The following is a 25,674-nucleotide window of genomic DNA, read 5'->3' as shown; positions in this document are numbered from 1 at the left end:
TTACTTGCCCCCCTTGGCCGCTTCGCTCTTGAGCTCGTCGACAAGCGCGTCGAGCTTGTCGTCGCTCATGAAGCTGCACATGCGGGTGTTGTTGACGATCATCACCGGCGCATCGCCGCAAGCGCCCATGCACTCGCCCTCTTTCAGGGTGAAGCAGCCGTCAGCGGTGGTCTCGTTGTAGTCGATCCCGAGCTTGCGCTTCAGGTACTCGCCAGCCCGCTCGCCGCCCGACAGGGCGCACGGCAGGTTGGTGCAGACGGCGAGCTTGAATTTGCCCACCGGCTTGGTGTCGTACATGTTGTAGAAGGTCGCCACCTCTTCCACCCACACGGGCGGCATCTCGAGGTAGCTGGCGACGAACTGCATGACTTCGGGGGAAACCCAGCCCACCTCGCCCTGTGCCACGGCAAGCGCCGCCATCACGGCCGACTGCTTCTGGTCGGCCGGATACTTCGCGATCGCGCGATCGATTTCCTTGAGAGCTTCTGCTGATAGCATGGTCATTGCAGTAAAACGGCGGAGGCAGCGCCACTGGGCGTCCATCCGCAGGTTTGCAGCCGTCGCTGCCGTTCCGCCGGCGGGCCTTAGGCCTTGCCGGTCCGCCGCGGGTCTTCCGGGCCGCTCCGCTCGGCAGAGCACCTCGGAAAGCGCCCGGATCGTCGTCCGGGCCGGCGGTCCGTGATTAGCGGTCGATCTCGCCGAAGACGATGTCTTGCGTGCCGATGATCGTTACCGCGTCAGCAATCATGTGTCCCTTGGCCATTTCGTCCAGCGCGGCCAGGTGCGGGAAGCCAGGCGCACGGATCTTCAGGCGGTACGGCTTGTTCGCGCCGTCCGAGATCGCGTAGATGCCAAACTCGCCCTTCGGGTGTTCCACCGCTGCATACGCTTCGCCTTCGGGCACGTGCATGCCTTCGGTGAACAGCTTGAAGTGGTGGATCAGTTCTTCCATGTTGGACTTCATGTCCACGCGCGAGGGCGGCGCCACCTTGTGGTTATCGGTGATCACCGGGCCCGGATTGCGGCGCAGCCATTCGATGCACTGCCTGATGATGCGGTTGGACTGGCGCATCTCTTCCACGCGCACCAGGTAACGCGCGTAGCAATCGCCGCCCACGCCCACCGGGATGTCGAAGTCCAGCTTGTCGTACACCTCGTACGGCTGCTTCTTGCGCAAGTCCCACTCGATGCCCGAGCCGCGCAGCATCGGGCCGGTAAAGCCCATCTGCAGCGCGCGTTCCGGACTGACCACGCCGATGTCCACCAGGCGCTGCTTCCAGATCCGATTGTCGGTCAGCAGCGTCTCGTACTCGTCGACGTACTTCGGGAAGCGGTTGGTGAAGTCCTCGATGAAGTCCAGCAGCGAGCCCGAACGCGCTTCGTTCATGGCCTTGATGGCACGCTCGTTGTGGATCTTCGAGGCGCGATATTGCGGCATCGTGTCAGGCAGGTCGCGGTAGACGCCGCCCGGACGATAGTAGGCCGCGTGCATGCGCGCGCCCGACACCGCCTCGTACATGTCGAACAGGTCTTCGCGCTCGCGGAAGGCGTACAGGAACACCGCCATCGCGCCCACGTCGAGAGCGTGCGCACCGATCCACATCAGGTGGTTCATGATGCGGGTGATCTCGTCGAACATCACGCGGATGTACTGCGCGCGGACCGGCACTTCGACGTCCAGCAGGCGCTCGATCGCCATCACGTAGGCGTGCTCGTTGACCATCATCGACACGTAGTCGAGACGGTCCATGTAGGGCACGCTCTGGATCCAGGACTTCTGTTCGGCCAGCTTCTCGGTGGCACGGTGCAGCAGGCCGATATGCGGGTCGGCGCGCTGGATGACTTCGCCGTCCAGTTCCAGCACCAGGCGCAGCACGCCGTGCGCGGCCGGATGCTGCGGGCCGAAGTTCAGGGTGTAATTCTTGATGTCTGCCATGGCGCGTTCTCAGTGCTCCAAACCGCCGTACTTGTCCTCGCGGATCACGCGCGGCGTGATTTCGCGCGGCTCGATCGTGACCGGCTGGTAGATGACCCGCTTCTGTTCGGGGTCGTAGCGCATCTCGACGTAGCCGGAGACCGGGAAATCCTTGCGGAACGGATGGCCGACGAAACCGTAGTCGGTCAGGATGCGGCGCAGGTCCGGATGGCCGTCAAACACGATGCCGTAGAAATCGAAGGCTTCGCGCTCGAACCAGTTCACCGAGTTCCACACGTCGATCAGGCTGGCCACCACCGGGAAATCATCTTCCGGAGCGAACACGCGCAGGCGCAGGCGCCAGTTGTGGGTAACCGACAGCAGATGCGAGACGGCGGCAAAGCGCGGGCCGTCCCAGGCGCCGTCGCCGAATTCGGAATAGTCGACGCCGCACAGGTCGATCAGCTGCTCGAAGCGCAGCGAGGGATCGTCGCGCAGGATTCGGGCGGCTTCCAGGTAGTCGCCGGCCTTGACGATCAGCGTCAGTTCGCCGGTCGCCTCGATCAGTTTCTGCACGCGCTTGCCGAGAGCCTTCTCGAGCGCGGCCTTCAGGATGTCGAGCTTCGCCATTTCAGCCCTTGCGCGCGATGGTGTTGGTACGCTTGATCTTGTTCTGCAGCTGGATCACGCCGTAGATCAGCGCCTCGGCCGTCGGCGGGCAGCCCGGCACGTAGATATCCACCGGCACGATACGGTCGCAGCCACGCACCACCGAGTACGAATAGTGGTAGTAGCCGCCACCGTTGGCGCACGAGCCCATCGAGATCACCCAGCGCGGTTCCGCCATCTGGTCGTAGACCTTGCGCAGCGCGGGGGCCATCTTGTTGCACAGCGTGCCGGCCACGATCATCACGTCCGACTGGCGCGGCGACGGGCGGAACACCACGCCGAAGCGGTCCAGGTCGTAGCGCGCGGCGCCGGCATGCATCATTTCCACGGCACAGCAGGCCAGGCCGAAGGTCATCGGCCACAGCGACCCGGTGCGGGTCCAATTGATCAGCTTGTCAGCGGTAGTCGTGACGAAGCCTTCGTTGAGAACGCCTTCGATTGCCATTTCACATCACTCCCAATCGAGCGCGCCCTTTTTCCAGATGTAGACGAAGCCCACGATGAATTCCAGCAGAAACACGCCCATGGCGATGAAACCCGGCCAGCCGATATCCCTCAGGGCAACACCCCACGGAAACAGGAAGGCGGTTTCGAGATCGAACAGGATAAACAGGATGGCGATGAGGTAGTAGCGCACGTCGAACTTCATGCGCGCGTCCTCGAACGCTTCGAAGCCGCACTCGTACGGAGACAGCTTCGCGGGATCGGGCTTGTTCGGACCGAGGATCCGACCGATCGACATCAGTGCCACGCCAAGCACGACACCGAAGATGATGAAGATGAGAACGGGGAAGTAGGCTTCGAGATTCAAGGTACGGCCAGCCTTATCTGGAATGTTGTCAACAGCACCAGCTGAAGCGGCGTCCTGTTGCCCACCCCAGGCGCTAAGCCATGAGAATCACGGCGCGCCGCCTTGCGGACTGCCGGAGCCCCATGCGCGGGTGCATTGCCCGGCCAGGGACTCCGATCAAGTTGTTTGGTGCCGACGGCGAGACTCGAACTCGCACAGCTTTCGCCACTACCCCCTCAAGATAGCGTGTCTACCAATTTCACCACGTCGGCTGGGGGAGAAACAATATTGCCTGGCGCCGGGTTTTGAGGCCCTTCAGGTCCGTTACAAAGGCTTTCGTCTTTGCGCGGAACCCATCGCTGGGGAATCGTTTCAAGCCTTGCATTCTAACCCAAATTTCTTGCTTTGTTCAACGCACAACTGCAAAAAAACTCAGGAATCCGCCGCAAGGCAAACGGATTATTTCGGTACAGCGGGGGCTGCGGGCGCAGAAGCGTCTGCAGCAGCAGCCGGGGCTGCGGCCGGGGCCGATGCGCCTGCCGTGGCGGGCGCCGAGGCCGGGGCGGCGCCCATCACACCCAGCGACGCAGCGGGCTTGTAGTTGCCCAGCAGCGTCAGCGCCAGCGTGCAGACGAAGAACAGCGTGGCCAGCACGGCGGTGGTGCGCGACAGGAAGTTTGCCGAGCCGGTGGCGCCGAACAGGCTGCCGGAGGCGCCCGAGCCGAAGGCCGCGCCCACATCGGCGCCCTTGCCATGCTGGATCAGCACCAGGCCGATTACGCCCAGCGCCGACAACACCTGCAGCACCACCAACAAAGTCTTGAAGATTGCCATTTGATTTAAATAAGCTTACTTGCCTGATCGGTCGATCGGAACGGCCGGCATTCAGGCGTTGCCGATCGCGAGAAAATCTTCCGACTTGAGCGAGGCGCCGCCGATCAGGCCCCCGTCGATATCGGTCATCGAAAACAGTTCGGCCGCATTGTCGGGCTTGACGCTGCCGCCGTACAAGATTGCCATGCGCCCGGCCACGCCCGCATCGCGCGCGGCAACCTGGCCGCGCAGGAAGGCATGCACCGCCTGCGCCTGCGCGCTGGTGGCGGTCTTGCCGGTGCCGATGGCCCACACCGGCTCATAGGCCAGCACCACGCGGCCCAGCTGTTCCACAGTCAGCGCTTCGAGCACCGCCTGCAGCTGCCGGCCGACCACGGCCTCGGTCTCGCCCGCTTCGCGCTGTGCCAGGGTCTCGCCCACGCAAACCACCGGGACGATGCCGAACTCGAGCGCCCGCAGCGCCTTGGCCGCGACGGCCTGGTCGGTCTCGCCATGGTAGGTGCGGCGCTCGGAGTGACCCACCAGCACGTAGCTGCAGCCGAACTCGCCCAGCATGGACGCCGCCACTTCGCCGGTGAAGGCGCCGCGCGCCTCCGCCGACACGTCCTGTGCACCCCAGGCCACCTTGGAGCCATTCAGCAACGCCTGGCATTGTGCAAGATAGGGGAACGGCGCGCAGACCGCCAGCGTCGCGCCGGTCACACCAGCGCCAGCCTGGATGGCTTCCAGCAGTGCCGCGTTGGCAGCCAGGCTGCCGTGCATCTTCCAATTGCCGATGACGAGCTTTTGTCTCACGAGGTGCCCCTCCCAAATCAAACCCGCTATTGTAGCGTGTGGCAGGGGCAAGGCGCTATGCCCGCCGATTTACCAGGTCAGCACGATCTTGCCGATATGTTCGCTCGACTCCATCAGGCGGTGCGCGTCGGCGGCTTGCGCGGCCGGGAACACCTGGTGGATCACCGGCTTGATCTTGCCGCCGGCCAGCAGCGGCCACACCTGCTCGTGCAGTGCTGCGGCGATCTTGCCCTTGAACGACGCCGGGCGCGGACGCAGCGTCGAGCCAGTCACGGTGATGCGCCGGCGCAAGATGTCGCCCAGCGGAATCTCGGCCTTGGCGCCGCCCAGCAGCGCGATGATGACGATGCGGCCGTCGTCGGCAATGCACTTGAGCTCGCGCGCCAGGTAGGGGCCGGCAACCATGTCGAGGATCACGTCGACGCCCTTGCCGCCGGTCAGCGCGGCCACCTCGGCAACAAAGTCCTGGGTCTTGTAGTTGATGGCGCGATCGGCGCCGAGGTCTTCGCAGGCCTTGCACTTTTCGTCGGTGCCGGCGGTGACGAATACCTTGAAGCCCAGCGCCTTGGCGATCTGGATCGCGGTGGTGCCGATGCCGCTGGAGCCGCCCTGGATCAGCAGCGTTTCATCCTTGCCGCGCGGACCCTGGCCCAGGTAGCCGCGATCGAACACATTGCTCCACACCGTGAAGAAGGTTTCCGGCAGCGCCGCAGCCTCGATGTCGCTCAGGCCATCCGGGGCCGGCAAGACCTGCGCCAGCGGCGCGGTGCACAGCTGTGCGTAGCCGCCGCCCTGCACCAGCGCGCAGACGCGGTCGCCCAGCTTGAGGCCGAAGCGGTTGTCGGCATGCGCCAGGTCGCCGCCGACCACCACGCCCGCCACTTCCAGGCCGGGCAGGTCCGAGGCACCCGGCGGCACCGGATAGTTGCCGGTGCGCTGGAATACATCCGGGCGATTCACGCCGGCGGCCGCCACGCGGATCAACACCTCGCCCGCGGCGGGCACCGGATCGGGCCGCTCGGTCAGCTGGAGGACTTCGGGGGCACCGTATTCGCGGATCTCGATGGCTTGCATGCTGCTTTGCTCCTTGTCATTTGCTCGGTGTGAGCCTTGGCTCGATGGGTTGCCGCAGTGTAAACAAAAAAACGGCCGGGCATCGCCCGGCCGTTTTTGCGCGCCGCCGCCTTCCGGCAGCGCCGCCGGGACACGCTGTCCCGCTTATTGCTGCTGCTCCGAGCCACCGGCCGGTGCCGCCGGGGCAGCGCCTTCGCCAGCGTTGATCGGGCTGATGCTGCTACCCTCTTCCGCCAGCGCGGCCTTCAGCGACAGGCGCAGGCGGCCCTTCTCGTCGGCCTGGATCAGCTTGACGCGGACCTGCTGGCCTTCCTTCAGCCAGTCCTTGATGTCCTTCACACGCTCGTTGACGATTTCCGAGATGTGCAGCAGGCCATCCTTGCCCGGCAGGATGTTGACGATGGCGCCGAAGTCCAGCAGCTTCAGCACGGTGCCGGCGTAGATCTTGCCCACTTCGGCTTCCGCGGTGATGCCCTCGATGCGGCGCTTGGCTTCGGCCATGCCTTCGGTCGAGGTCGAGGCGATGGTGATGGTGCCGTCTTCCTGGATGTCGATGGTGGTGCCGGTTTCCTTGGTCAGCGCCTGGATGGTCGAGCCGCCCTTGCCGATTACTTCGCGGATCTTGTCCGGATGGATCTTCATGGTGATCATGCGCGGGGCGTGCGCCGACAGCTCGGTGCGGGCGTGGCCCATGGCTTCCTGCATGTTCGACAGGATATGCAGGCGGCCTTCCTTGGCCTGCGCCAGCGCGACCTGCATGATCTCCTTGGTGATGCCCTGGACCTTGATGTCCATCTGCAGCGCGGTGATGCCGTTGTCGGTACCCGCCACCTTGAAGTCCATGTCGCCCAGGTGATCTTCATCGCCCAGGATGTCGGTCAGCACGGCGAACTTGTTGCCTTCCAGGATCAGGCCCATGGCCACGCCGGCCACGTGCGCCTTGACCGGAACGCCGGCGTCCATCAGCGCCAGGCAGCCGCCGCAGACCGAAGCCATCGACGACGAACCATTGGATTCGGTGATTTCCGACACCAGGCGGATGGTGTACGCGAACTCATCGTCCTTCGGCAGCACCGGGATCAGTGCGCGCTTGGCCAGGCGGCCATGGCCGATTTCGCGGCGCTTGGGGCTGCCCACGCGGCCGGTTTCACCGGTGGCGAACGGGGGCATGTTGTAGTGGAGCATGAAGCGGTCGCGGTACTCGCCGGCGAGCGCGTCGATGATCTGCTCGTCGCTCTTGGTGCCCAGCGTGGCCACCACCAGCGCCTGGGTCTCGCCGCGGGTGAACAGCGCCGAGCCGTGCGCGCGCGGCAGCACCGACGAACGGATCTCGATCGGGCGCACGGTGCGGGTGTCGCGGCCGTCGATGCGCGGCTCGCCGTTCAGGATCTGGCCGCGCACGATCTTGGCTTCCAGGTCGAACATGATGTTGCCGACTTCCACCTTGTCGGCTTCGACGCCGGCCTCGGCCAGCGCGGCGGCCACGTTGGCCGACACTTCCTTCAGCTTCTGGCTGCGGGCCGACTTCTGGCGCAGCTGGTAGGCTTCCTGCAGCAGCGGCAGCGCGACTTCGGTGACCTTGGCGATCAGCGGCTCGTTCTTGGCCGCCGGGGCCCAGTCCCACTCGGGCTTGCCGCCTTCGCGCACCAGTTCATGGATGGCGTTGATGGCGGTCTGCATCTGCTCGTGGCCATAGACCACGGCGCCCAGCATCACGTCTTCGGACAGCTGGTTGGCTTCCGATTCGACCATCAGCACGGCGCGCTCGGTACCGGCGACCACCAGGTCCAGGTCCGAGGTGGCGATCTGCGAGCGGGTCGGGTTCAGCAGGTACTGGCCATCCTTGTAGCCCACGCGCGCGGCGCCCACCGGGCCGCTGAACGGGATGCCCGACACGGCCAGCGCAGCCGACGCGCCGATCAGCGCGGGGATGTCGGCCGGCACTTCCGGGTTCAGCGACACCACGTGCACCACCACCTGCACTTCGTTGTAGAAGCCTTCGGGGAACAGCGGACGCAGCGGACGATCGATCAGGCGCGAGGTCAGGGTCTCGTTTTCCGACGGACGGCCTTCACGCTTGAAGAAGCCGCCGGGGATCTTGCCGGCGGCGTAGGTCTTCTCGATGTAGTCAACGGTCAGCGGGAAGAAGTCCTGGCCCGGCTTCGGGTTCTTGGCGGCGACCACGGTCGCCAGCACCACGGTGTCTTCCACATCGACCAGCACGGCACCGCCGGCCTGGCGGGCGATTTCGCCGGTTTCCATGCGGACCGTGTGCTGGCCCCACTGGAATTCCTTGACGACCTTGTTGAACATGGACATATGCATTCCTTGACTTGCGTGCTGGCCGCGCGATCTACGCAATGACACGCGCGCGGCCGGCGACGCCTGCGTTCTCAGCCGCAGGCAAACTGCCGGGTTGCCGGTCGCGGTCGCAGGGAAGTGCTATGCCATTCCAGCGCGGCACCAGCGTTGCCGATGCCGTGCTGGAATGACACAAAGCCCTGTTTCCTTGCCCGATCCGGGTGTTGGATAAAAAGAACAACTTACTCCGTTGCGCGGCTTGCCGCAACGGCGCCCGCGCCATCGACATGGCCGGACGGCGTGAAGCGAAAATCACTCCATTCACAGCCTGCACTCCGGCGGCACGGATTTGCCCCGCCAGAAATGCAAAATGCCTGCTCAGCAATGCTGAAGCAGGCATCGAGGCCTCACGCGAAACCGTGCAAACCCTGGAATCGCGCTGCCATCGGACGCAACCTTACTTGCGCAGACCCAGCTTTTCGATCAGGGCGCGGTAACGGTCGGCGTCGTTGGACTTGAGGTAGTCCAGCAGGCGGCGACGGCGGCTCACCATGCGCAGCAGGCCGCGGCGGCTGTGGTGGTCCTTCATGTTGGCCTTGAAGTGCGGGGTCAGTTCGTTGATGCGGGTGGTCAGCAGGGCCACTTGCACTTCGGGGCTGCCAGTGTCGTTGGCGCCACGGGCGAACTGCTTGATGACTTCGGACTTGTTGATATCGGCGACTGCCATGATGATTTCCTTTCACTTGCGAACGCTACAGCGCGGGATGCGCCGCATGCGTCGTGCCATACATTTGACTGGCTGCTGCCGCCACCGGACCGGGGCCAGGTAACGACAGCCGCGGATTATAGCCGAAAAGCCGGCGCAGGAGTACCCGGCGCCCCGCCGCTCACGGCCGCTCCATCCTGCAGGTGGTCGGCAGCGTGGTCTGCGCGGCCTTGAGCTTGCGCACGGTGCGGAAGCCATAGCCCGAGCCCTCGTTGTCGAAGCGCACCGCTCCGCCCTGGCGCTCCATCACCGACACGTACAGCGGCTGCAGCACCTGGTGGTCGTCGGCCCGCACCGTGGCCTCGTGGAAGTCGTTGACGTAGCGCATGTGCTCGAGCGCGCGCGCCACCTTGACCGCGTCGGTGGAGCCGGCCTGCGCGATCGCGCGCGCCAGCATCTCGACCATCATCTGCATGCGCAGGTGGACGTAGTCGTCCTTCGGTTCCGGATAGCGCGCGCGGAATTCCTGGTAGAACGCGTCGGACGCCGCCCCGCCCACGTTGGGATGCCACTCCGCCACCGCCAGCACGCGCCCCACCCCGGCATCGCCCATGGCCGCCGGCGCGCCCAGTCCGTTGCCGTAGAAGGTATAGAACTTGGCCCGCAGCCCGCCCTCGCGCGCGGCCTTGACCATCAGCGTCAGGTCGTTGCCCCAGTTGCCGGTAATGACGGCGTCCGCTCCGCTGGCCTTGATCTTGGCGATATAGGGCGCGAAATCCTTGATCTTGCCGATCGGGTGGAACTCGTCGCCGACGATCTGGATATCGGGCCGGCGCGCCGCCAGCATTTCGCGCGCCGAACGCGCCACCTGATGGCCGAAGCTATAGTCCTGGTCGATCAGGTACACGCGGCGCACCGCCTGGTCCTGGCGGATGACCTCGGTCAGTGCCTGCATGCGCATGTCGGCACTGGCATCGAAGCGAAAATGCCAGAAGCTGCAGTTCTCGTTGGTCAGGCTGGGATCGACCGCCGAATAGTTCAGGAACAGCACGCGCGCGTCGGGCTGGCGCGCGTTATGGCGGTTGATGGCCGACACCAGCGCCCCCGCCACCGCCGAGCTGTTGCCCTGCAGCACGAACGGGATGCGCTTGTCGGTCAGCGCGCGCAGCTGGATCAGGCTTTCATCGACATTGCCCTTGCTGTCGAAGGTGACCAGCTCGAGCGGCCGCACGCCCTCTGCGGTCTTGACGCCGCCACGCGCGTTGATGCGCTCGATCGCCAGGCGCAGGTTGCGCGCCACCGCTTCGCCGGCATTGGCGAACGGGCCGGACAGTCCATCGATCATCCCCAGCCGGATCGGCTCCTGCGCCGAGGCGCCCGCCGCTGCCGCCAGCAACAACCCGCCCAGCCATCCCCGCCACCGCGCCGCAACCGTCATTCGTCTCTCCTGGAAAGCGCAGGATAGTAAGGCAGCGTCCGGTTGCGGGCAAATACCGGCGCGGACCGCACCCACACCGCCAGTTCCATGGTGAACCGGCCGCGTTATCGGCTGATCCGCACAAAAGCAGCGCCGAACGCACACACTGGGCGCCGCCGCACTACACTGGCGGTATCCACACCCCATACATCGATCGAGGTCCAGCCATGCATTCCATCATCGCCAAGGGTGGGCGCCGTCTCGTGCTGGCGCTGGGCGTCGCCATGCTGTCGGCCTGTGCCACGCTGATGCCGGTGCAGGAAGGCAGCCGGCTGGTGGGCCAGCCCCAGGCTGCGGTGCAGGCCATGTTCGGGCCGCCCACCGATGTGTTCCCGCTGCACGACGGCACCACGCGCTGGATCTACTCGAAGCAGCCGATGGGCCAGTATGCCTACGGCGCCGACTTCGACCGCAACGGCAACCTGACCGTGTTCCGCAACATGCTGTCGACGCCCGAGCTGTACAAGGCGCAGGTCAACACCTGGACCAAGCGCGACGTGGCCGAGCACTTTGGCGTGACGCGGCTGCCGGTCAGCTACTACCCGCGCATGCGCAACGAGGTCTGGTCCTACCGCTTCCTCCACGAAGACGTCTGGCCGTCGCTGTTCCACTTCTATTTCGACGATGCCGGCGTGCTGCGCCGGACCCAGATCACGCCCGATCCGCTCTACGACCCCGACGAGCGCCGCTTTTTCTGATGCGCACGCGGGGTAGCCCGCTGCGTGCCCATGAAAAAGCCCGCCGTCCCCGGGTCGGGAATGGCGGGCCTGGTCCGTACGTTCAGGCCGGGTAGGCCTTCCGCCGTCTGCGCAGGAGTCAGGGTCAGATCTGCGGGTTGATCTTCTGCACGGCCTTGTCGTGCAGCTTGTTCAGTGCGGCCAGGTAGGCCTTGGCCGAGGCCGCGACGATATCCGGGTCGGTACCCACGCCGTTGACGATGCGGCCGGCCTTGGACAGGCGCACCGTGACTTCGCCCTGGGCCTCGGTGCCGCCGGTGATGGCGTTCACCGAATACAGCACCATCTCGGCGCCGCTGGCCACGCGCGATTCGATCGCATGCAGGGTGGCGTCGACCGGGCCGTTGCCCTCGCCTTCTCCGCTCTGCTCCTGGCCGTCCATGCTGAACACCACGCGCGCATGCGGACGCTCGCCGGTCTCGGAGCGCTGCGACAGCGAGATAAAGCGGAAGTGTTCGTTGGCGTCATGCTGGGCCTCGTTCGAGACGATGGCGACGATGTCCTCGTCGAAGATCTCGGCCTTCTGGTCGGCCAGCTCCTTGAAACGCGTGAAGGCGGCATTGACCTCGCTCTCGCTGTCGAGCTCGATGCCCAGTTCCTGCAGGCGCTGCTTGAAGGCATTGCGGCCCGACAGCTTGCCCAGCACGATCTTGTTGGCGGTCCAGCCCACGTCTTCGGCGCGCATGATCTCGTAGGTGTCGCGCGCCTTGAGCACGCCGTCCTGGTGGATGCCCGAGGCATGCGCGAAGGCGTTGGCGCCGACCACGGCCTTGTTCGGCTGCACCGCGAAGCCGGTGATCTGCGACACCAGCTTGGACGCCGGCACGATCTGCGTGGTGTCGATGCCGAGGTCCAGGTTGAAGTAGTCGCGGCGCGTCTTCACCGCCATCACCACTTCTTCCAGGCTAGTGTTGCCGGCGCGCTCGCCGAGGCCGTTGATGGTGCATTCGATCTGGCGCGCGCCGGCCATCTTGACCGCCGCCAGCGAATTGGCCACGGCCATGCCGAGGTCGTTATGGCAGTGCACCGACCACACCGCCTTGTCCGAGTTGGGAATGCGCTCGCGCACCGAGCGGATCAGCCCGGCATAGCCTTCCGGCACGGCGTAGCCCACCGTATCGGGCAGGTTGATGGTGGTGGCGCCCTCGGCGATCACGCCTTCGAGCACGCGGCAAAGGAAATCCATGTCCGAGCGGCTGCCGTCTTCCGGCGAGAACTCGATATCGTCGGTGAACTGGCGCGCAAAGCGCACCGCCAGGCGCGCCTGCTCGTACACCTGGTCCGGCGTCATGCGCAGCTTCTTCTCCATGTGCAGCGCGGAGGTGGCGATGAAGGTGTGGATACGGAACGAGTTGGCCGGCTTCAGCGCCTCGGCGGCACGGGCGATGTCCTTGTCGTTGGCGCGGGCCAGCGAGCAGATGGTGGAGTCCTTGACCACCTGCGCGATCGAGCGGATCGCCTCGAAGTCGCCGTTGGAGCTCGCGGCGAAACCGGCCTCGATCACATCGACCTTCAGGCGCTCCAGCTGGCGCGCGATGCGGATCTTTTCCTCGCGCGTCATCGATGCGCCGGGCGACTGCTCGCCGTCACGCAAGGTGGTGTCGAAAATGATGAGTTTGTCAGACATGGTGTGGAGCTCCTGATTGCTTATGGTGTGCTGTCCCCGGCATGCTGCGTCCGGGGCTTTACCGCCTGTTCCGCGCTCCACGGCTGTGGAATGCAAAACGCCCCGGCGTGCATGGAGCAGGCCGGGGCGTTGGAAAATTCCTTGCGGATTCCGCGCTAAGGGGTAAGTCCGTCCTTAGCGCGCGCGCGTCCCGACCTGATGGCCTAGTAGGCCACCTAGGGTGGTGCGGGCGATTAGGACTTGGCGCGAAATCATGGCAGCGACTATAGCCGACTTGGCGCGCACGCGCAACACAGGGTTTTGCCGCACGCGCCGCCGGCGACGGCTTCAGCCCTTGGGCGGGATGCGCAGCTTCTGGCCCGGATAGATCTTGTCCGGGTGGCTCAGCATCGGCTTGTTGGCCTCGAAGATCTTGTTGTACTCGGCGCCGTTGCCGTAGGCGGCCTGCGCGATCGCCCACAGCGTGTCGCCCTTGACCACGGTATGCCATTGCGACTCGGCCGACTCGACGTTGACCGACATCTTGTCCTCGACCTTGTCGACGCCCTCGACATTGCCGGCGCACAGGATGATCTTCTCGCGCGTGGCCTGGTCGGGCGCCACGCCGAACACCGTGACGAGACCCTGCGAGCCGTCGACCTGCACCATCAGCCCGGTCGCGTCCAGCCCCATCTTCCTGATATAGGCCTCGATCGCGTCGCCCGCGGCGCGATTGGCGGCGTCGACCTTCCCCGCCGATGCATCCGCCGCGGCCGCTGCCTGCGCGGCCTTGGCCTCGCCGGTGCCGAACAGCTTTTCTCCCGCTTCCTTGATGAAGTCGAACATGCCCATGACATCCTCCTGACGGTGGGTGGAAAACACTGCAGAGTGCCACGCCCGGATGGCCGCGGCATGAAAACAATTGTGAATCCCGCAAAGCATGAAGGGCGCCTGAGCGCCCTTCTGCGATTTATTCCCGCGGCTTCTTCTCGATCGCCGGCTTGCCATGCATGGCCCGCCAGGCCCACAGCACATAGCCCGAAATCGCGTAGGCCACGAACAGCCCGAACAGCGCCACCGGCGGATCGGTCGAGACCACCACGAACAGCACCAGGACCAGCACCATCATGCCGAACGGCACGCGGTAGCGCACGTCGAGGGCCTTGCCGCTGTAGAACGGCGCGTTGGACACCATCGACAGCCCCGCGTACAGCGTGATGCCGAACGCCACCCACGGCATCCACAGCTCCTTGACCGGCAGCTTGTTGTCGATCACCAGCCAGACGAAGCCGGCCACCAGCGCCGCCGCGGCCGGGCTCGGCAAACCCTGGAAGAAGCGCTTGTCGATGACGCCGATATTGGCATTGAAACGCGCCAGGCGCAGTGCCGCACAGGTGCAGTAGACAAAGGCTGCTATCCAGCCCCACTTGCCCAGGTCATGCAGGATCCATTCGTACATCACCAGCGCCGGCGCGACGCCGAACGAGGTCATGTCCGAGAGCGAGTCATACTGCTCGCCGAACGCGCTTTGCGTATTGGTGATGCGCGCCACGCGCCCGTCCATGCCATCGAGTACCATGGCCGCGAAGATGGCGATGGCGGCAGCGTCGAAGCGCATGTTCATCGCCTGCACGATGGCGAAGAAGCCGGCGAACAGCGCCGCCGTGGTGAAGGCGTTGGGCAGCAGGTAGATGCCGCGCCGGCGCGGGCGCTGGTAGGCGATATCGTGGTCGTCGACGGCTTCGTCGTCGAAGTCGTCGTCGGCGCCGCGCAGCTGGTTGTGGCGGAACGGCCGCAGGTGGGTCACGTTGCCGCTGCCGCTGCGCTTGTTACGTCGATGGAAGGCAACCATCACTGTCCTCCGGTCAGGCCGCCGCTCACTGCACGTCGAGTTCGGCAAGGATGGTCGACGAGGCCGACACCTTCTCGCCGATGGTCACGCGCGGGCGTGCGTCGAGCGGCAGGTACACGTCGACGCGCGAGCCGAAGCGGATAAAGCCGTAGCGCTGGCCGCGCGAGAGGTTGTCGCCGGCCTTGGTGTAGCACAGGATGCGGCGCGCCACCAGGCCCGCCACCTGCACCAGCGTCACCAGCTGGCCGTCGGCCGCGCGCCGGATCAGCACCGCGTTGCGTTCATTTTCGGTCGAGGCCTTGTCGAGGTCGGCATTGACGAACTTGCCGGGAAAGTACTCGACCTTCTCCACCGCGCCGTCGACCGAGACGCGGTTCGAGTGCACGTTGAAGACGTTCATGAAGACGCTGATCTTCAGCGCCTCGCGCTTGGCGTACGGGTCCATGGCCTTTTCGACCACGACGATGCGGCCGTCGGCCGGGGCCAGCACGGCGTTGGGCTGCGACGGGATCGGACGCGGCGGGTCGCGGAAGAACTGCAGCACGAACACCGTGATGATCCACAGCGGCAGCGCCCACCAGAAGCCCGCGCTGGCATGTACCAGCAGCGAGATGACAAAGGCGCCGGCCAGGAATGGCCAGCCTTCACGGGCGATCAGCGGATGAGGATAGTTCATGCAGTACGTGTTTCGGTGGATACAGGCCAGAGCAAGGCGGCCTGGCCGCGGCACGCACGTGCCGCGCCCCCTGCCGGCCGCCGCGGGGAGCAGCATCCGGCACGCCTTGCCCGAAAAGTTCGACAAGGATAACAAAAAGCCGTTCAGGTCCCGGCAATCCCCTTCCGATGATAGAAGGGCAAGGCACGGAACGCTGAACGGCTTCGGCCCGCCGCCGTGCGGCGCGGGCCATCAGGCAGCGCTGGCGATCAGTTCTTCGACTGGTCGACCATCTTGTTCTTGGCGATCCACGGCATCATCGCGCGCAGCTTCTCGCCCACCACTTCGATTTCGTGCTCGGCGTTCAGGCGGCGGCGCGAGATCAGCGTCGGCGCGCCGGCCTTGTTCTCCAGCAGGAAGCTCTTGGCGTATTCGCCGGTCTGGATGTCCTTCAGGCACTGCTTCATCGCCTTCTTGGTCTCCTCGGTCACCACGCGCGGACCGGTGACGTATTCACCATATTCGGCGTTGTTGGAGATCGAGTAGTTCATGTTGGCGATGCCGCCTTCGTAGATCAGGTCGACGATCAGCTTCAGTTCGTGCAGGCACTCGAAGTAGGCCATTTCCGGCGCGTAGCCGGCTTCCACCAGGGTCTCGAAGCCAGCCTTGATCAGCTCGACGGTGCCGCCGCACAGCACGGCCTGCTCGCCGAACAGGTCGGTTTCGGTTTCTTCGCGGAAGTTGGTCTCGATGATGCCGGCACGGCCGCCGCCGTTGGCGGTGGCGTACGACAGCGCGATGTCACGGGCGGCGCCGGACTTGTTCTGGTGCACGGCGATCAGGTGCGGCACGCCGCCGCCTTGCGTGTACGTGGCGCGCACGGTGTGGCCCGGGGCCTTCGGCGCGATCATGATCACGTCCAGGTCGGCGCGCGGGATCACGGCACCGTAGTGCACGTTGAAGCCATGGGCGAAGGCCAGCGCGGCGCCTTCCTTGATGTTGTCGTGCACTTCATTCTTGTACACGTCGGCGATCTGCTCGTCCGGCAGCAGGATCATGACCACGTCGGCGTTCTTGACGGCCTCGGCCACTTCCTTGACCTGCAGGCCGGCGTTGGCGGCCTTGTTCCACGACGCGCCGCTCTTGCGCAGGCCGACGGTCACGTTGACGCCGGAATCCTTCAGGTTCAGCGCGTGGGCATGGCCCTGCGAGCCGTAGCCGATGACGGTGACGTTCTTGCCCTTGATCAGCGAGAGGTCGGCGTCCTTGTCGTAAAACACTTTCATGATAAATCCTTCAATCTCTGTCTTTTATATGAGGGGGGCGGCATCCTCGCGCGCATTGTGTGCGCACGGATCGCGCCGCCCGGGGATACTGCTTGAACCTGTGCGCTCGGCGCCGGATCAGACCTTCAGGATGCGCTCGCCGCGGCCGATGCCCGAGCCGCCGGTGCGGACGGTCTCGAGGATGGCGGTACGGTCGATCGCGTCCAGGAACGCATCGAGCTTGACGCCGTTGCCGGTCAGCTCGATGGTGTAGGTCTTCTCGGTAACATCGATGATGCGGCCGCGGAATATGTCGGCGGTGCGCTTCATTTCCTCGCGCTCCTTGCCGACCGCGCGCACCTTGACGAGCATCAGCTCGCGCTCGATGTGCGCGCCTTCGGTCAGGTCGACCACCTTGACCACTTCGACCAGGCGGTTCAGGTGCTTGGTGATCTGCTCGATCACGTCATCCGAACCAGTGGTGACGATGGTCATGCGCGACAGCGAGGAGTCCTCGGTCGGCGCCACGGTCAGCGTCTCGATGTTGTAGCCGCGGGCCGAGAACAGGCCCACCACGCGCGACAGCGCACCAGCTTCGTTTTCCAGCAGGACCGAAATGATGTGTCGCATTTACAGGTCCTCCGCGCCGAGCAGCATTTCGGAAATGCCCTTGCCGGCCTGGACCATCGGCCAGACGTTTTCGGTGGGATCGGTCTGGAAGTCCAGGAACACGGTACGGTCCTTCAGGCGGAACGCCTCGCGCAGCGCCGGCTCGACGTCGGAGCTCTTTTCGACGCGCATGCCGACGTGGCCATAGGCCTCGGCCAGCTTGACGAAATCAGGCAGCGCATCCATGTAGGAATGCGAGTAGCGGTTGTCGTACTCGATCTCCTGCCACTGGCGCACCATGCCGAGGTAGCCGTTGTTGAGCGAGCAGATCTTCACCGGGGTGTCGTACTGCAGGCAGGTCGACAGTTCCTGGATGCACATCTGGATCGAGCCTTCACCGGTGATGGTGACGACTTCCTTCTCCGGGAACGCCTTCTTGATGCCCATCGCGTACGGCAGGCCCACGCCCATCGTGCCCAGGCCGCCGGAGTTGATCCAGCGGCGCGGCTCGTTGAACTTGTAGAACTGCGCCGCCCACATCTGGTGCTGGCCGACATCGGAGCAGATGAAGGCGTCGCCGTGGGTCAGTTCCCAGATCTTTTCCACCACGTATTGCGGCTTGATGATCTCGGAGCTGCGGTCGTACTTCAGGCAGTCGACCGAGCGCCATTGCTCGATCTGCTCCCACCACCTGGCGAGCGCCTCGCGCTTGGGCTTGACGTCGCTGGCCTTGATCTGGGCGATCAGTTCCTGCAGCACGTCCTTGACGTTGCCGACGATGGGGATATCGACCTTGACGCGCTTGGAAATCGACGACGGATCGATGTCGATATGGATGATCTTGCGCGCCTGCGAGGTGAAGTGCGAAGGATTGCCGATCACGCGGTCGTCGAAGCGGGCCCCGATGGCGATCAGCACGTCGCAGTTCTGCATGGCCATGTTGGCTTCATACGTGCCGTGCATGCCGAGCATGCCGACGAACTGCTTGTGGGTGCCGGGGAACGCGCCCAGGCCCATCAGCGTGTTGGTCACCGGGTGGCCGGTCAGCGCCGCGAGCTGGCGCAGCTCGTCGCTGGCATTGGCCAGCACCACGCCGCCACCGCTGTAGATGTACGGACGCTCGGCGTTCTGCAGCAGCGCCACGGCCTTGCGGATCTGGCCCGAGTGACCCTTGTTGACGGGGTTGTACGAGCGCATGTCGATCGACTTCGGGTACTCGTACTTGCAGGCATTGCGCGAGACATCCTTGGGGATGTCGACCACCACCGGGCCGGGACGGCCGGTCGAGGCAATGAAGAACGCCTTCTTGATGGTCGCGGCGAGGTCGCGCACGTCCTTCACCAGGAAGTTGTGCTTGACGATCGGACGGGTGATGCCGACGGTGTCGCACTCCTGGAAGGCGTCCTGGCCGATGGCGTGGGTCGGCACGTTGCCGGTGATCACCACCATCGGGATCGAATCGAGGTACGCGGTGGCGATGCCGGTGACGGCATTGGTCACGCCGGGACCGGAGGTCACCAGGGCGACGCCCACCTTGCCGGTTGCGCGTGCGTAGCCATCCGCGGCATGGACCGCGGCCTGCTCGTGGCGCACCAGGATGTGCTCGAACTTGGTTTGCTTGTGGAGCTCGTCGTAGATATACAGCACTGCGCCGCCGGGGTAGCCCCAGACGTACTCGACGCCTTCTTCGGCAAGTGCGTGAACGAGGATTTCCGCCCCGATCATTTCGGGTGCGGCAGATGAATTGCTATCGGCGTGGGAGAATTCCGCGCTGGGCATGTTCATTTCAGTCCTTTGCAATTTTCGGCAAAAAATTGTTTGGATGCTCTCTGCCGAACTTGTGGCTCGGGTTCAAGCGGTGCGCGTCTGCATGGAAGACCGCCTCATAAGCGGCCGGATGAGACAACCACTGATGTCGTGTGAACCGTCGATGATACTGCAATGCACCAGCGCGGTCTACGGTTGTTTACACCGCCGCATCGGCAAGTTCCCCGGATTTGCAAAAACTTTTGACCAGCGCCATGTCTGCCCCGCCATACAAAACGGTACAGCGCGGCCAAATTTTGCTAGCATCCCAGCACCTCGGGGCGCTGCGCGCCCTCGGCAGCACATTCACCAGAACCGGGCCCGGGTCCCGGCGCAACAAGCCCCAACCGCCTGAATGGCCACCGACCAGGAACTGTCCGCCTTTCTTGCCAGCGTCGAGCGGCGCGCCTTCAAGCAGGCCGTATTCGCCGTCCGCGACGACGAGGCGGCGCTGGACATCGTCCAGGACGCCATGATCAAGCTGGCCGAAAAATATGGCGACAAGAGCGCCGCGGAACTCGCACCGCTGTTCCAGCGCATCCTGCAGAACACCATCCATGACTGGTTCCGGCGCCAGAAGGTGCGCAATACCTGGGTCTCGCTGTTTTCCAGCCTGCGCGACGACCGCGACGGCGGCGACGACAGCGACCTGCTGGAGACGCTCGAGGCGCAGGTCGGCTCGGAATCGGCCGAAAGCAGCGCCGACAAGGTCGAGCGCGCCCAGGTCATGCACATCATCGAGCAGGAGATCCAGCGCCTGCCCACGCGTCAACGCCAGGCATTCCTGATGCGTTACTGGGAAGATATGGACGTCGCCGAAACCGCGGCCGTGATGGGCTGTTCCGAAGGCAGCGTCAAGACGCACTGTTCCCGTGCCACGCATACACTTGCGCAGGCCCTGCGCGCACGGGGGGTCCGACTATGAGCAGAAACGACAAAGAAATCCGCGAGCGCCGGTTTGCGCATGAGGTTCGCGCGGCACTCGACGCCGGCGCCGACGCCTTGCCGGCCGACATTTCCGAACGGCTCGCCGCCGCGCGCCGGATGGCGGTCGCCCGCAAAAAGGCCGAGGCGCCCGTGCTGGTGCCGCAGCTTGCCATGCCGGGCGCGCACGCGCCGCTGTTCGACGACGACGCCTCGCCGCTGCATCGCGCCGGCGCCTGGCTGCGCCGGCTGGGGCTGGTCTGGACGCTGGTCGCGCTGGGCGCCGGCCTGGTGGGCATCTACCACTGGCAGGAGCAGAAGCGCATCGAGGAACTGGCCGATATCGACGCCGCCATGCTGCTCGACGACCTGCCGCCCACGGCCTATGCCGACGAGGGCTTCCACGTGTTCCTGAAGCACGGGCAATAGCATGGCGCCCCCGCTTCCCCGCCCCGACGCCCTGCGCCGCCGGCTGGCCGCCCTGCTGGCCGGCGCCGGCGCGGCCGCGTGTTGGGGGCTGCTTCCCGCGCCGGCCCAGGCACAGGGCGCTTCCGCGGCAGTCGGAGCCACCGCCCCCCACCCGGCCCAGCCGGTCGGCGCCAAGCCCGCCTGGGCCGACCTGAGCCCCGTCAACCAGCGCATCCTGGCGCCGCTGCAGCCGCTGTGGGACAGCCTGCCGGAGCTGAACCGCCACAAGTGGCTGCGCATCGCCGCGCGCTATCCGAAATATTCGCCGGCCGAGCAGGCCCGGCTGCAGGCGCGCATGGCGGAGTGGGTCAGGATGACTCCGCAGCAACGCCGGCTGGCGCGCGAAAACTACCAGATCACCCGCTCGCTGCCGACCGAGAAGAAGGCCGAGGCCTGGGACAAGTACCAGCAGTTGCCTGAAGAGCAGAAGAAGAAGCTGGCCGCCGCCGACCACGTGCCGCGCCGCCCCGGCGCCGTCAGCGCGCTGCCCAGCGGCAAGCGCCTGCCCAGCGACACCAGCCGCCAGCTGCGCCATGAACACAAGGCGGGGGCGGGCCACGCTGCCCACCCGGCCAGCGAGGGTGCGGCGCTGCCCGCAGCCGCGGCAACTGCCGTGGCCGCGGCGTCCGCCCCCGCCGCTGCCACTCCGGCAACGCCCGCAAGCGCCGCGCTTCCCGCGGCCAGCGCGCCGGCCACCGCGGCAGTCCAGGCCACCACCGAAGCGACGGCCGCGGCGTCCGACGCGACCGTGCGCCAGTAATTCGCAGGCCATTTGGCATAATGGCCGTTTGAGGCCGGCCAGCGCACGCGGGCCAGCTTCGCCAGGCCCGCACCGGCACCCGCTTGCCGCGCGCCAGCGCCCTGTTCAGACCGCCACCGATGCCCGCTGCCACCCTCGACCCCGTCCCCCCCGCCGCGTCCGCGCCGGCCGCTCCGCCGCTGCGCCGCCGCATCGCCTGCATGCTTTATGAAGGCGCGCTGCTGTTCGGCGTGCTGAGCGCCTCGACCGCCGCCTACCTGCTGGTACGGCCGCTGCTGCAGAAGCTGGGCGCGGACGGGCCGCTGGTGATCCAGCTGTGGAGCTTCCTGGTGATGGGGCTGTATTTCACCTGGTTCTGGCAGCGCAACGGCCAGACCCTGGCGATGCAGACCTGGCGCATGCGCGTCGAAAACGCCGCCGGGTCGCCGCCGCGCTGGCCGCAGGCGGCGCTGCGCTACGTGCTGGCGTGGCTGTGGCTGCCGCCGTCGGCTGCCGTCGGCCATCTGCTCGGGCTGGTCAAGGGCCCGTTCGTCGGCGTGCTGTGCGCCGGCCTGCTGGTCTGGATCCTGCTGGCCTGGCTGGATCCGCGCCGCCAGTTCCTGCACGACCGCCTGGCCGGCACGCGCCTGACCGACCTGCGCACCAGGCCATGAGCCTCGGCGCCGCCGGCATCCGCCGCGTCGCCGTGACCGCGCAGGCGGCCGCGGCGCTGGGCATTGCCGCGGCGCTGGTTCGCACCGCCGCCTGGCCGTGGCCCGGTGCGCTCGCCGCCGGCGCGGGGCTGATCCTGGGCGGCTTCGCCTCCGGCATTGCCATCGCCTTCGCGCTGAGCGGGCGCGGCCTGTGGGTCGCACGCGGCGACCACCCGCCCGCGCCGCCCGCCGAACTTGCCGCCACCCGCCGGCCGCTGCGGCCGGCGGAGGCGTTGCGCTGCTACGCAACCGAATGCCTGGCGGTGCTGCGCATGTTCGACTGGCTGCAGCCCTTCCGCGCACGGGCACCGTTTGCGCCGGCCGATCCTGCCCGGCCCGGCCGCGATGCCCCGCCGGTGCTGCTGGTCCACGGCTACGCCTGCGGCCAGGCGATCTGGCTCGACATGCAGCCGGCGCTGGCCGCCGCCGGCTACCGCTGCCATGGGATCGACCTGGAACCCGTGTTCGGCGACATCGACGACTACGCACGCGCGCTGCTGGCCGCGATGCGGCGCATCCGCGCCGAAAGCGGGCGCGCGCCGCTGCTGCTCTGCCACAGCATGGGCGGGCTGGCCGCGCGCGCCGCGCTGCAACTGGCCGGCGACGAGGACCTCTGCGCCGGCATCGTGACGCTGGGCAGCCCGCACCACGGCAGCGCGCTGGCGCGCTTTGGCGGCGGCCACAATGCGCGCCAGATGCGCTGCGGCAGCCCCTGGCTGCGCGCGCTCGCGGCCGCCGAAACGCCGCGGCTGCGCGCGCGCATGATCTCGATCTTCAGCTGGCATGATTCGATCGCGGGCCCGCCCTGCACCGGCTGGCTCGACGGCGCCGGCCATATCCCGCTGTCCGGCATCGGCCATGTGTCGCTGCTGCGCCATCCCGCCGCCGTGCGTGCCGTGCTCGACGCACTGGCCGAGCTGTCCGCGCGCGGCCGCTGAGCCGGCCGCGAGTCGGCCCATGCAGCGGCTGTCCCGCAGCCGCAACGATTCACATGTCAGTCATGTTTTCGTCACCGTCGCGTCATTGCTGAATGGCTGAATGCAGCCATCGCCGCAACCGGGACTGGCATGGTGCAAGCAATCCGATCTGCCCGCGGGTATCTGTCGAAGGCCTCGCAACTGGCGCCATGGCTGCGCCGCAGCGCTGACAGCGGCCCCGCCGCGCCGGTGAGCGCCTTCATGGCGCCGGCACTCGATGGCGCCGCGCTGGCGCCGCCGCGCGAAGCGCAGGAAACCTATCCCCCCGAGCCGCACCCGATCCAGCGCTACCGCGCCATCTGGCTGTCGGACATCCACCTGGGGACGCCCGGCTGCCAGGCCGACTACCTGCTGGATTTCCTCAAGCACAACGAATCCGACCAGCTCTACCTGGTCGGCGACATCATCGACGGCTGGCAGCTGCGCCGCGGCTGGTACTGGCCGCAAAGCCACAACGACGTGGTGCAGAAGCTGCTGCGCAAGGCGCGCAAGGGCACCGAGGTGATCTACGTGCCCGGCAACCACGACGAGGCCGCGCGCCAGTTCGACGGCATGGCCTTCGGCGACATCACCGTGCGCGAGGAGGCGATCCACGTGACCGCCACCGGGCGCCGCCTGTGGGTGGTGCACGGCGACCTGTTCGACGGCGTGGTGCAGCACGCGCGCTGGCTGGCCTACCTGGGCGATTCGCTCTACACCATGATCCTGGCGCTCAACCGGCACTTCAACCGGCTGCGCGCGCGCCTGGGCTTTCCGTACTGGTCGCTGTCGCAGTACCTGAAGCACCAGGTCAAGAACGCAGTCAACTACATCGGCGCGTTCGAAAGCGCGATGGTCGACGAGGCGCGCCGCCGCGGCTGCGACGGCGTGGTCTGCGGCCATATCCACAAGGCCGAGATCCGCGAGGTCAACGGCCAGCTCTACTGCAACGACGGCGACTGGGTCGAAAGCCTGTCGGCACTGGTCGAAACCCTCGAAGGCGAACTGAAGATCGTCTACTGGACCAGGCTGCTCGACGCGCCCGCGCCCGCCATGCGCCGCCGGCGCCGCGCTGCCGTGGCCGGCTGAGCCGCGCCGGTAACGTTTTTCCGCGTGGCGCCATCTGCCCGGCGCCATCCGCATTGCTCTTCCACCGCGCCCAAGGAGGCTGCATGAAGATCCTGATCGTCACCGATGCCTGGGAACCGCAGGTCAATGGCGTGGTGCGCACGCTCAAGTCGACGCGCCGCGAACTGGAGGCGATGGGCCACACGGTCGACATGATCACTCCGCAGGAATTCCGCACGGTGCCCTGCCCGACCTACCCCGAGATCCGGCTGTCGCTGCTGCCGGGCGCGCGCGTGCGGCGGCGCATCGAGGCCTTCGGCCCCGACGCGCTGCACATCGCCACCGAAGGCCCGCTCGGGCTGGCGGCGCGCAGCCACGCGCTGCGCCGCAAGCTGCCCTTCACCACCGCCTACCACACGCGCTTTCCGGAATATGTGCAGGCCCGCTTCGGCATTCCGCTGGCGTGGACCTACCGTTTCCTCGGCTGGTTCCATGGCCCCGCCCAGGCGGTGATGGCGCCGACGCCGGTGGTGCTGGACGACCTGCGGCGCTACCGCATTACCAACGCCGTGCTGTGGACGCGCGGCGTGGACCTCGACGTGTTCACGCCGCAGCGCGCCAATGTGCTCAACACCGCCCACCCGATCTTCCTGTACGTGGGCCGCGTGGCGGTGGAGAAGAACGTCGAGGCATTCCTGGCGCTGGACCTGCCCGGCTCCAAATGGGTGGTCGGCGACGGCCCGGCGCTGCCGGCGCTGCGCGCGCGCTATCCCGGCGCCAACTATCTGGGCGTGCTGAGCCAGCCCGAGCTGGCGCGGGTGTATGCTTCCGCTGACGTGTTCGTGTTCCCGAGCCGCACCGACACCTTCGGGCTGGTGCTGCTGGAAGCGCTGGCCAGCGGCTTGCCGGTGGCCGCGTATCCGGTCACCGGCCCGATCGACGTGCTCGGCGACAGCCCCGCCGGCGTGATGCACGAAGACCTGCGCGAGGCCTGCCTGGAAGCGCTGCGCATCGACCGCGCCACGGCCCGGGCCCACGCCGAGCGTTTCTCGTGGCGCGCCGCGTCCGAGCAGTTCCTGGCCCACCTGCGGCCGTTCGCCGCCGCCAGGCCAGGCCGGGGCGGCGCAGCGGCCCAACCCGCCACAGCCCAGCCTTCCGCCCCGCAAACCCATGCCGAAACCGCATCCGGAACTGCCGTCCGACCCGCCAATGCAGAGGCCGCCGCCCGCCATGCAGAGCGCTGACTACTCCGTCGACCAGAATCCGCACAAGGGCAACCGGGGCCTGGCGCGTGCCTGGCATGCCGCCATCAATTCGCTGTCGGGGCTGCGCTATGCGGTGCTGGAGGAGAGCGCGTTCCGCCAGGAGCTGACCCTGGTGGTGTTGCTGACGCCGTGCGCCTTCCTGGTGCCGGTGACGGCGGTCGAGCGCATCCTGCTGCTGGGCACGCTGCTGGTAGTGCTGATTGTCGAACTGCTCAACTCCAGCGTCGAGGCCGCGGTCGACCGCATCTCGCTGGAGCGGCACAGCCTGTCCAAGCGCGCGAAGGACTTCGGCAGCGCCGCGGTGATGCTGGCGCTGGTGCTGTGCGGCGGCACCTGGATCACCATTGCCGGACCGCACGTGCTGCGGTGGGTGCAGGCGCTGGCGGGCTGAGCCGGCCCGCGGGGGACCGAGGGGCACAGAATGGGCAAGGCAGGCCGATTGCTTATAAT

At 66.5% G+C, this 25,674-nt stretch carries 27 protein-coding genes and 1 tRNA gene; 9 read left to right on the top strand and 19 right to left on the bottom strand.

Translation table 11 applies throughout. The annotated features are described in order from the left end of the window. The 12 genes from nuoE to U9J39_RS06230 form a co-directional block, all read right to left on the bottom strand. Entirely contained in the window at positions 1 to 498 is a 498-nt protein-coding gene (gene nuoE / locus U9J39_RS06285; RefSeq protein WP_115681423.1) for an NADH-quinone oxidoreductase subunit NuoE, read from the bottom strand. A 184-nt stretch (positions 499 to 682) separates the two neighbouring features. Continuing rightward, positions 683 to 1,936: an NADH-quinone oxidoreductase subunit D gene (locus U9J39_RS06280; RefSeq protein WP_115706415.1), complete on the bottom strand. Its 1,254-nt coding sequence runs from the start codon at positions 1,934 to 1,936 to the stop codon at positions 683 to 685. A 9-nt stretch (positions 1,937 to 1,945) separates the two neighbouring features. Further along, entirely contained in the window at positions 1,946 to 2,545 is a 600-nt protein-coding gene (locus tag U9J39_RS06275; protein WP_115708774.1) for an NADH-quinone oxidoreductase subunit C, read from the bottom strand. 1 nt (position 2,546) lies between these two features. Next, complete coding sequence (locus tag U9J39_RS06270; protein ID WP_011297145.1) at positions 2,547 to 3,029, bottom strand: NuoB/complex I 20 kDa subunit family protein; 483 nt, start codon at positions 3,027 to 3,029, stop codon at positions 2,547 to 2,549. A 6-nt stretch (positions 3,030 to 3,035) separates the two neighbouring features. After that, entirely contained in the window at positions 3,036 to 3,395 is a 360-nt protein-coding gene (locus U9J39_RS06265) for an NADH-quinone oxidoreductase subunit A (protein ID WP_010809131.1), read from the bottom strand. A 166-nt stretch (positions 3,396 to 3,561) separates the two neighbouring features. Beyond that, positions 3,562 to 3,646, bottom strand: a tRNA-Leu gene (locus tag U9J39_RS06260). A 187-nt stretch (positions 3,647 to 3,833) separates the two neighbouring features. Continuing rightward, entirely contained in the window at positions 3,834 to 4,208 is a 375-nt protein-coding gene (gene secG / locus U9J39_RS06255; protein WP_111519561.1) for a preprotein translocase subunit SecG, read from the bottom strand. 51 nt (positions 4,209 to 4,259) lie between these two features. Continuing rightward, the gene (tpiA, locus tag U9J39_RS06250; protein WP_115708772.1) at positions 4,260 to 5,003 is read right to left on the bottom strand and encodes a triose-phosphate isomerase; all 744 of its coding nucleotides are present in this window, start codon (positions 5,001 to 5,003) and stop codon (positions 4,260 to 4,262) included. Positions 5,004 to 5,072: 69 nt separating this feature from the next. Further along, positions 5,073 to 6,077, bottom strand: a complete 1,005-nt coding sequence (locus U9J39_RS06245; protein WP_326346766.1) for an NAD(P)H-quinone oxidoreductase — start codon at positions 6,075 to 6,077, stop codon at positions 5,073 to 5,075. 144 nt (positions 6,078 to 6,221) lie between these two features. After that, positions 6,222 to 8,396, bottom strand: coding sequence for a polyribonucleotide nucleotidyltransferase (pnp, locus tag U9J39_RS06240; protein WP_326346765.1), 2,175 nt, complete (start codon positions 8,394 to 8,396; stop codon positions 6,222 to 6,224). A 439-nt stretch (positions 8,397 to 8,835) separates the two neighbouring features. Next, entirely contained in the window at positions 8,836 to 9,105 is a 270-nt protein-coding gene (gene rpsO, locus U9J39_RS06235) for a 30S ribosomal protein S15 (protein ID WP_010809136.1), read from the bottom strand. A gap of 160 nt (positions 9,106 to 9,265) precedes the next feature. Continuing rightward, on the bottom strand, positions 9,266 to 10,522 hold the full coding sequence (locus tag U9J39_RS06230; protein ID WP_326346764.1) for a branched-chain amino acid ABC transporter substrate-binding protein: 1,257 nt from the start codon (positions 10,520 to 10,522) through the stop codon (positions 9,266 to 9,268). Between the two features lie 206 nt (positions 10,523 to 10,728). Here U9J39_RS06230 and U9J39_RS06225 point away from each other — a divergent pair, with 206 nt between their 5' ends. After that, positions 10,729 to 11,259, top strand: coding sequence for a hypothetical protein (locus U9J39_RS06225; protein ID WP_326346763.1), 531 nt, complete (start codon positions 10,729 to 10,731; stop codon positions 11,257 to 11,259). 124 nt (positions 11,260 to 11,383) lie between these two features. On the opposite strand, the gene U9J39_RS06220 is transcribed toward U9J39_RS06225, so the two are convergent. From U9J39_RS06220 to U9J39_RS06190, 7 genes are all read right to left on the bottom strand, one after another. Beyond that, positions 11,384 to 12,925 carry a 2-isopropylmalate synthase gene (locus U9J39_RS06220; RefSeq protein ID WP_115708764.1) on the bottom strand — a complete coding sequence of 514 codons (1,542 nt, stop codon included), beginning with the start codon at positions 12,923 to 12,925 and terminating at the stop codon, positions 11,384 to 11,386. A 327-nt stretch (positions 12,926 to 13,252) separates the two neighbouring features. Continuing rightward, positions 13,253 to 13,756: a peptidoglycan-binding protein LysM gene (gene lysM / locus U9J39_RS06215; RefSeq protein ID WP_326346762.1), complete on the bottom strand. Its 504-nt coding sequence runs from the start codon at positions 13,754 to 13,756 to the stop codon at positions 13,253 to 13,255. 118 nt (positions 13,757 to 13,874) lie between these two features. Continuing rightward, positions 13,875 to 14,756, bottom strand: a complete 882-nt coding sequence (gene pssA / locus U9J39_RS06210; RefSeq protein ID WP_115708762.1) for a CDP-diacylglycerol--serine O-phosphatidyltransferase — start codon at positions 14,754 to 14,756, stop codon at positions 13,875 to 13,877. Between the two features lie 25 nt (positions 14,757 to 14,781). Continuing rightward, positions 14,782 to 15,432, bottom strand: a complete 651-nt coding sequence (locus U9J39_RS06205; RefSeq protein WP_115708761.1) for a phosphatidylserine decarboxylase — start codon at positions 15,430 to 15,432, stop codon at positions 14,782 to 14,784. 248 nt (positions 15,433 to 15,680) lie between these two features. Continuing rightward, the gene (gene ilvC / locus U9J39_RS06200; RefSeq protein ID WP_326346761.1) at positions 15,681 to 16,697 is read right to left on the bottom strand and encodes a ketol-acid reductoisomerase; all 1,017 of its coding nucleotides are present in this window, start codon (positions 16,695 to 16,697) and stop codon (positions 15,681 to 15,683) included. Positions 16,698 to 16,814: 117 nt separating this feature from the next. Further along, on the bottom strand, positions 16,815 to 17,306 hold the full coding sequence (ilvN, locus tag U9J39_RS06195; RefSeq protein WP_012352317.1) for an acetolactate synthase small subunit: 492 nt from the start codon (positions 17,304 to 17,306) through the stop codon (positions 16,815 to 16,817). Beyond that, positions 17,307 to 19,070, bottom strand: coding sequence for an acetolactate synthase 3 catalytic subunit (locus U9J39_RS06190; protein ID WP_111519551.1), 1,764 nt, complete (start codon positions 19,068 to 19,070; stop codon positions 17,307 to 17,309). Between the two features lie 376 nt (positions 19,071 to 19,446). On the opposite strand from U9J39_RS06190, the gene U9J39_RS06185 reads away from it, so the two are divergent. The 8 genes from U9J39_RS06185 to U9J39_RS06150 all read left to right on the top strand — a co-directional run bounded on the left by U9J39_RS06185 (position 19,447) and on the right by U9J39_RS06150 (position 25,615). Further along, the gene (locus tag U9J39_RS06185) at positions 19,447 to 20,016 is read left to right on the top strand and encodes an RNA polymerase sigma factor (protein WP_115708758.1); all 570 of its coding nucleotides are present in this window, start codon (positions 19,447 to 19,449) and stop codon (positions 20,014 to 20,016) included. Further along, complete coding sequence (locus U9J39_RS06180) at positions 20,013 to 20,444, top strand: DUF3619 family protein (RefSeq protein WP_062797732.1); 432 nt, start codon at positions 20,013 to 20,015, stop codon at positions 20,442 to 20,444. The genes U9J39_RS06185 and U9J39_RS06180 overlap by 4 nt, the downstream gene beginning before the upstream one ends. 1 nt (position 20,445) lies before the next feature. Continuing rightward, positions 20,446 to 21,243 (top strand): DUF3106 domain-containing protein, encoded by a 798-nt coding sequence (locus U9J39_RS06175; RefSeq protein WP_116312323.1) that lies wholly within the window; start codon positions 20,446 to 20,448, stop codon positions 21,241 to 21,243. Positions 21,244 to 21,362: 119 nt separating this feature from the next. After that, positions 21,363 to 21,896 carry an RDD family protein gene (locus tag U9J39_RS06170; RefSeq protein ID WP_116313248.1) on the top strand — a complete coding sequence of 178 codons (534 nt, stop codon included), beginning with the start codon at positions 21,363 to 21,365 and terminating at the stop codon, positions 21,894 to 21,896. After that, positions 21,893 to 22,873 carry an esterase/lipase family protein gene (locus tag U9J39_RS06165; RefSeq protein ID WP_326346760.1) on the top strand — a complete coding sequence of 327 codons (981 nt, stop codon included), beginning with the start codon at positions 21,893 to 21,895 and terminating at the stop codon, positions 22,871 to 22,873. Before U9J39_RS06170 ends, U9J39_RS06165 begins: the two co-directional genes overlap by 4 nt. Positions 22,874 to 23,002: 129 nt before the next feature. Then, on the top strand, positions 23,003 to 23,980 hold the full coding sequence (locus U9J39_RS06160) for a UDP-2,3-diacylglucosamine diphosphatase (protein ID WP_115679811.1): 978 nt from the start codon (positions 23,003 to 23,005) through the stop codon (positions 23,978 to 23,980). A gap of 83 nt (positions 23,981 to 24,063) precedes the next feature. Continuing rightward, positions 24,064 to 25,203 carry a glycosyltransferase family 4 protein gene (locus U9J39_RS06155; protein WP_116312320.1) on the top strand — a complete coding sequence of 380 codons (1,140 nt, stop codon included), beginning with the start codon at positions 24,064 to 24,066 and terminating at the stop codon, positions 25,201 to 25,203. After that, positions 25,130 to 25,615, top strand: a complete 486-nt coding sequence (locus tag U9J39_RS06150) for a diacylglycerol kinase (RefSeq protein WP_115708754.1) — start codon at positions 25,130 to 25,132, stop codon at positions 25,613 to 25,615. The genes U9J39_RS06155 and U9J39_RS06150 overlap by 74 nt, the downstream gene beginning before the upstream one ends. Positions 25,616 to 25,674: the final 59 nt, after the last annotated feature.

The sequence above is a fragment of the Cupriavidus sp. SS-3 genome, assembly GCF_035818815.1.
Classification (GTDB): Bacteria; Pseudomonadota; Gammaproteobacteria; order Burkholderiales; family Burkholderiaceae; genus Cupriavidus; species Cupriavidus taiwanensis_C.
Note: the sequence above shows the minus strand (reverse complement) of the source record. Positions and strands in the feature narration are given on the sequence as shown.

What these genes read in the sequence shown, in the direction of transcription:
- nuoE (WP_115681423.1), bottom strand. Translation starts at nt 498, where the DNA reads ATGCTATCAGCAGAAGCTCTCAAGGAAATCGATCGCGCGATCGCGAAG.
- U9J39_RS06280 (WP_115706415.1), bottom strand. Translation starts at nt 1,936, where the DNA reads ATGGCAGACATCAAGAATTACACCCTGAACTTCGGCCCGCAGCATCCG.
- U9J39_RS06275 (WP_115708774.1), bottom strand. Translation starts at nt 2,545, where the DNA reads ATGGCGAAGCTCGACATCCTGAAGGCCGCGCTCGAGAAGGCTCTCGGC.
- U9J39_RS06270 (WP_011297145.1), bottom strand. Translation starts at nt 3,029, where the DNA reads ATGGCAATCGAAGGCGTTCTCAACGAAGGCTTCGTCACGACTACCGCT.
- secG (WP_111519561.1), bottom strand. Translation starts at nt 4,208, where the DNA reads ATGGCAATCTTCAAGACTTTGTTGGTGGTGCTGCAGGTGTTGTCGGCG.
- U9J39_RS06245 (WP_326346766.1), bottom strand. Translation starts at nt 6,077, where the DNA reads ATGCAAGCCATCGAGATCCGCGAATACGGTGCCCCCGAAGTCCTCCAG.
- pnp (WP_326346765.1), bottom strand. Translation starts at nt 8,396, where the DNA reads ATGTCCATGTTCAACAAGGTCGTCAAGGAATTCCAGTGGGGCCAGCAC.
- rpsO (WP_010809136.1), bottom strand. Translation starts at nt 9,105, where the DNA reads ATGGCAGTCGCCGATATCAACAAGTCCGAAGTCATCAAGCAGTTCGCC.
- U9J39_RS06230 (WP_326346764.1), bottom strand. Translation starts at nt 10,522, where the DNA reads ATGACGGTTGCGGCGCGGTGGCGGGGATGGCTGGGCGGGTTGTTGCTG.
- U9J39_RS06225 (WP_326346763.1), top strand. Translation starts at nt 10,729, where the DNA reads ATGCATTCCATCATCGCCAAGGGTGGGCGCCGTCTCGTGCTGGCGCTG.
- U9J39_RS06220 (WP_115708764.1), bottom strand. Translation starts at nt 12,925, where the DNA reads ATGTCTGACAAACTCATCATTTTCGACACCACCTTGCGTGACGGCGAG.
- lysM (WP_326346762.1), bottom strand. Translation starts at nt 13,756, where the DNA reads ATGGGCATGTTCGACTTCATCAAGGAAGCGGGAGAAAAGCTGTTCGGC.
- pssA (WP_115708762.1), bottom strand. Translation starts at nt 14,756, where the DNA reads ATGGTTGCCTTCCATCGACGTAACAAGCGCAGCGGCAGCGGCAACGTG.
- U9J39_RS06205 (WP_115708761.1), bottom strand. Translation starts at nt 15,432, where the DNA reads ATGAACTATCCTCATCCGCTGATCGCCCGTGAAGGCTGGCCATTCCTG.
- ilvC (WP_326346761.1), bottom strand. Translation starts at nt 16,697, where the DNA reads ATGAAAGTGTTTTACGACAAGGACGCCGACCTCTCGCTGATCAAGGGC.
- ilvN (WP_012352317.1), bottom strand. Translation starts at nt 17,306, where the DNA reads ATGCGACACATCATTTCGGTCCTGCTGGAAAACGAAGCTGGTGCGCTG.
- U9J39_RS06190 (WP_111519551.1), bottom strand. Translation starts at nt 19,070, where the DNA reads ATGAACATGCCCAGCGCGGAATTCTCCCACGCCGATAGCAATTCATCT.
- U9J39_RS06185 (WP_115708758.1), top strand. Translation starts at nt 19,447, where the DNA reads ATGGCCACCGACCAGGAACTGTCCGCCTTTCTTGCCAGCGTCGAGCGG.
- U9J39_RS06180 (WP_062797732.1), top strand. Translation starts at nt 20,013, where the DNA reads ATGAGCAGAAACGACAAAGAAATCCGCGAGCGCCGGTTTGCGCATGAG.
- U9J39_RS06175 (WP_116312323.1), top strand. Translation starts at nt 20,446, where the DNA reads ATGGCGCCCCCGCTTCCCCGCCCCGACGCCCTGCGCCGCCGGCTGGCC.
- U9J39_RS06170 (WP_116313248.1), top strand. Translation starts at nt 21,363, where the DNA reads ATGCCCGCTGCCACCCTCGACCCCGTCCCCCCCGCCGCGTCCGCGCCG.
- U9J39_RS06165 (WP_326346760.1), top strand. Translation starts at nt 21,893, where the DNA reads ATGAGCCTCGGCGCCGCCGGCATCCGCCGCGTCGCCGTGACCGCGCAG.
- U9J39_RS06160 (WP_115679811.1), top strand. Translation starts at nt 23,003, where the DNA reads ATGGTGCAAGCAATCCGATCTGCCCGCGGGTATCTGTCGAAGGCCTCG.
- U9J39_RS06155 (WP_116312320.1), top strand. Translation starts at nt 24,064, where the DNA reads ATGAAGATCCTGATCGTCACCGATGCCTGGGAACCGCAGGTCAATGGC.
- U9J39_RS06150 (WP_115708754.1), top strand. Translation starts at nt 25,130, where the DNA reads ATGCCGAAACCGCATCCGGAACTGCCGTCCGACCCGCCAATGCAGAGG.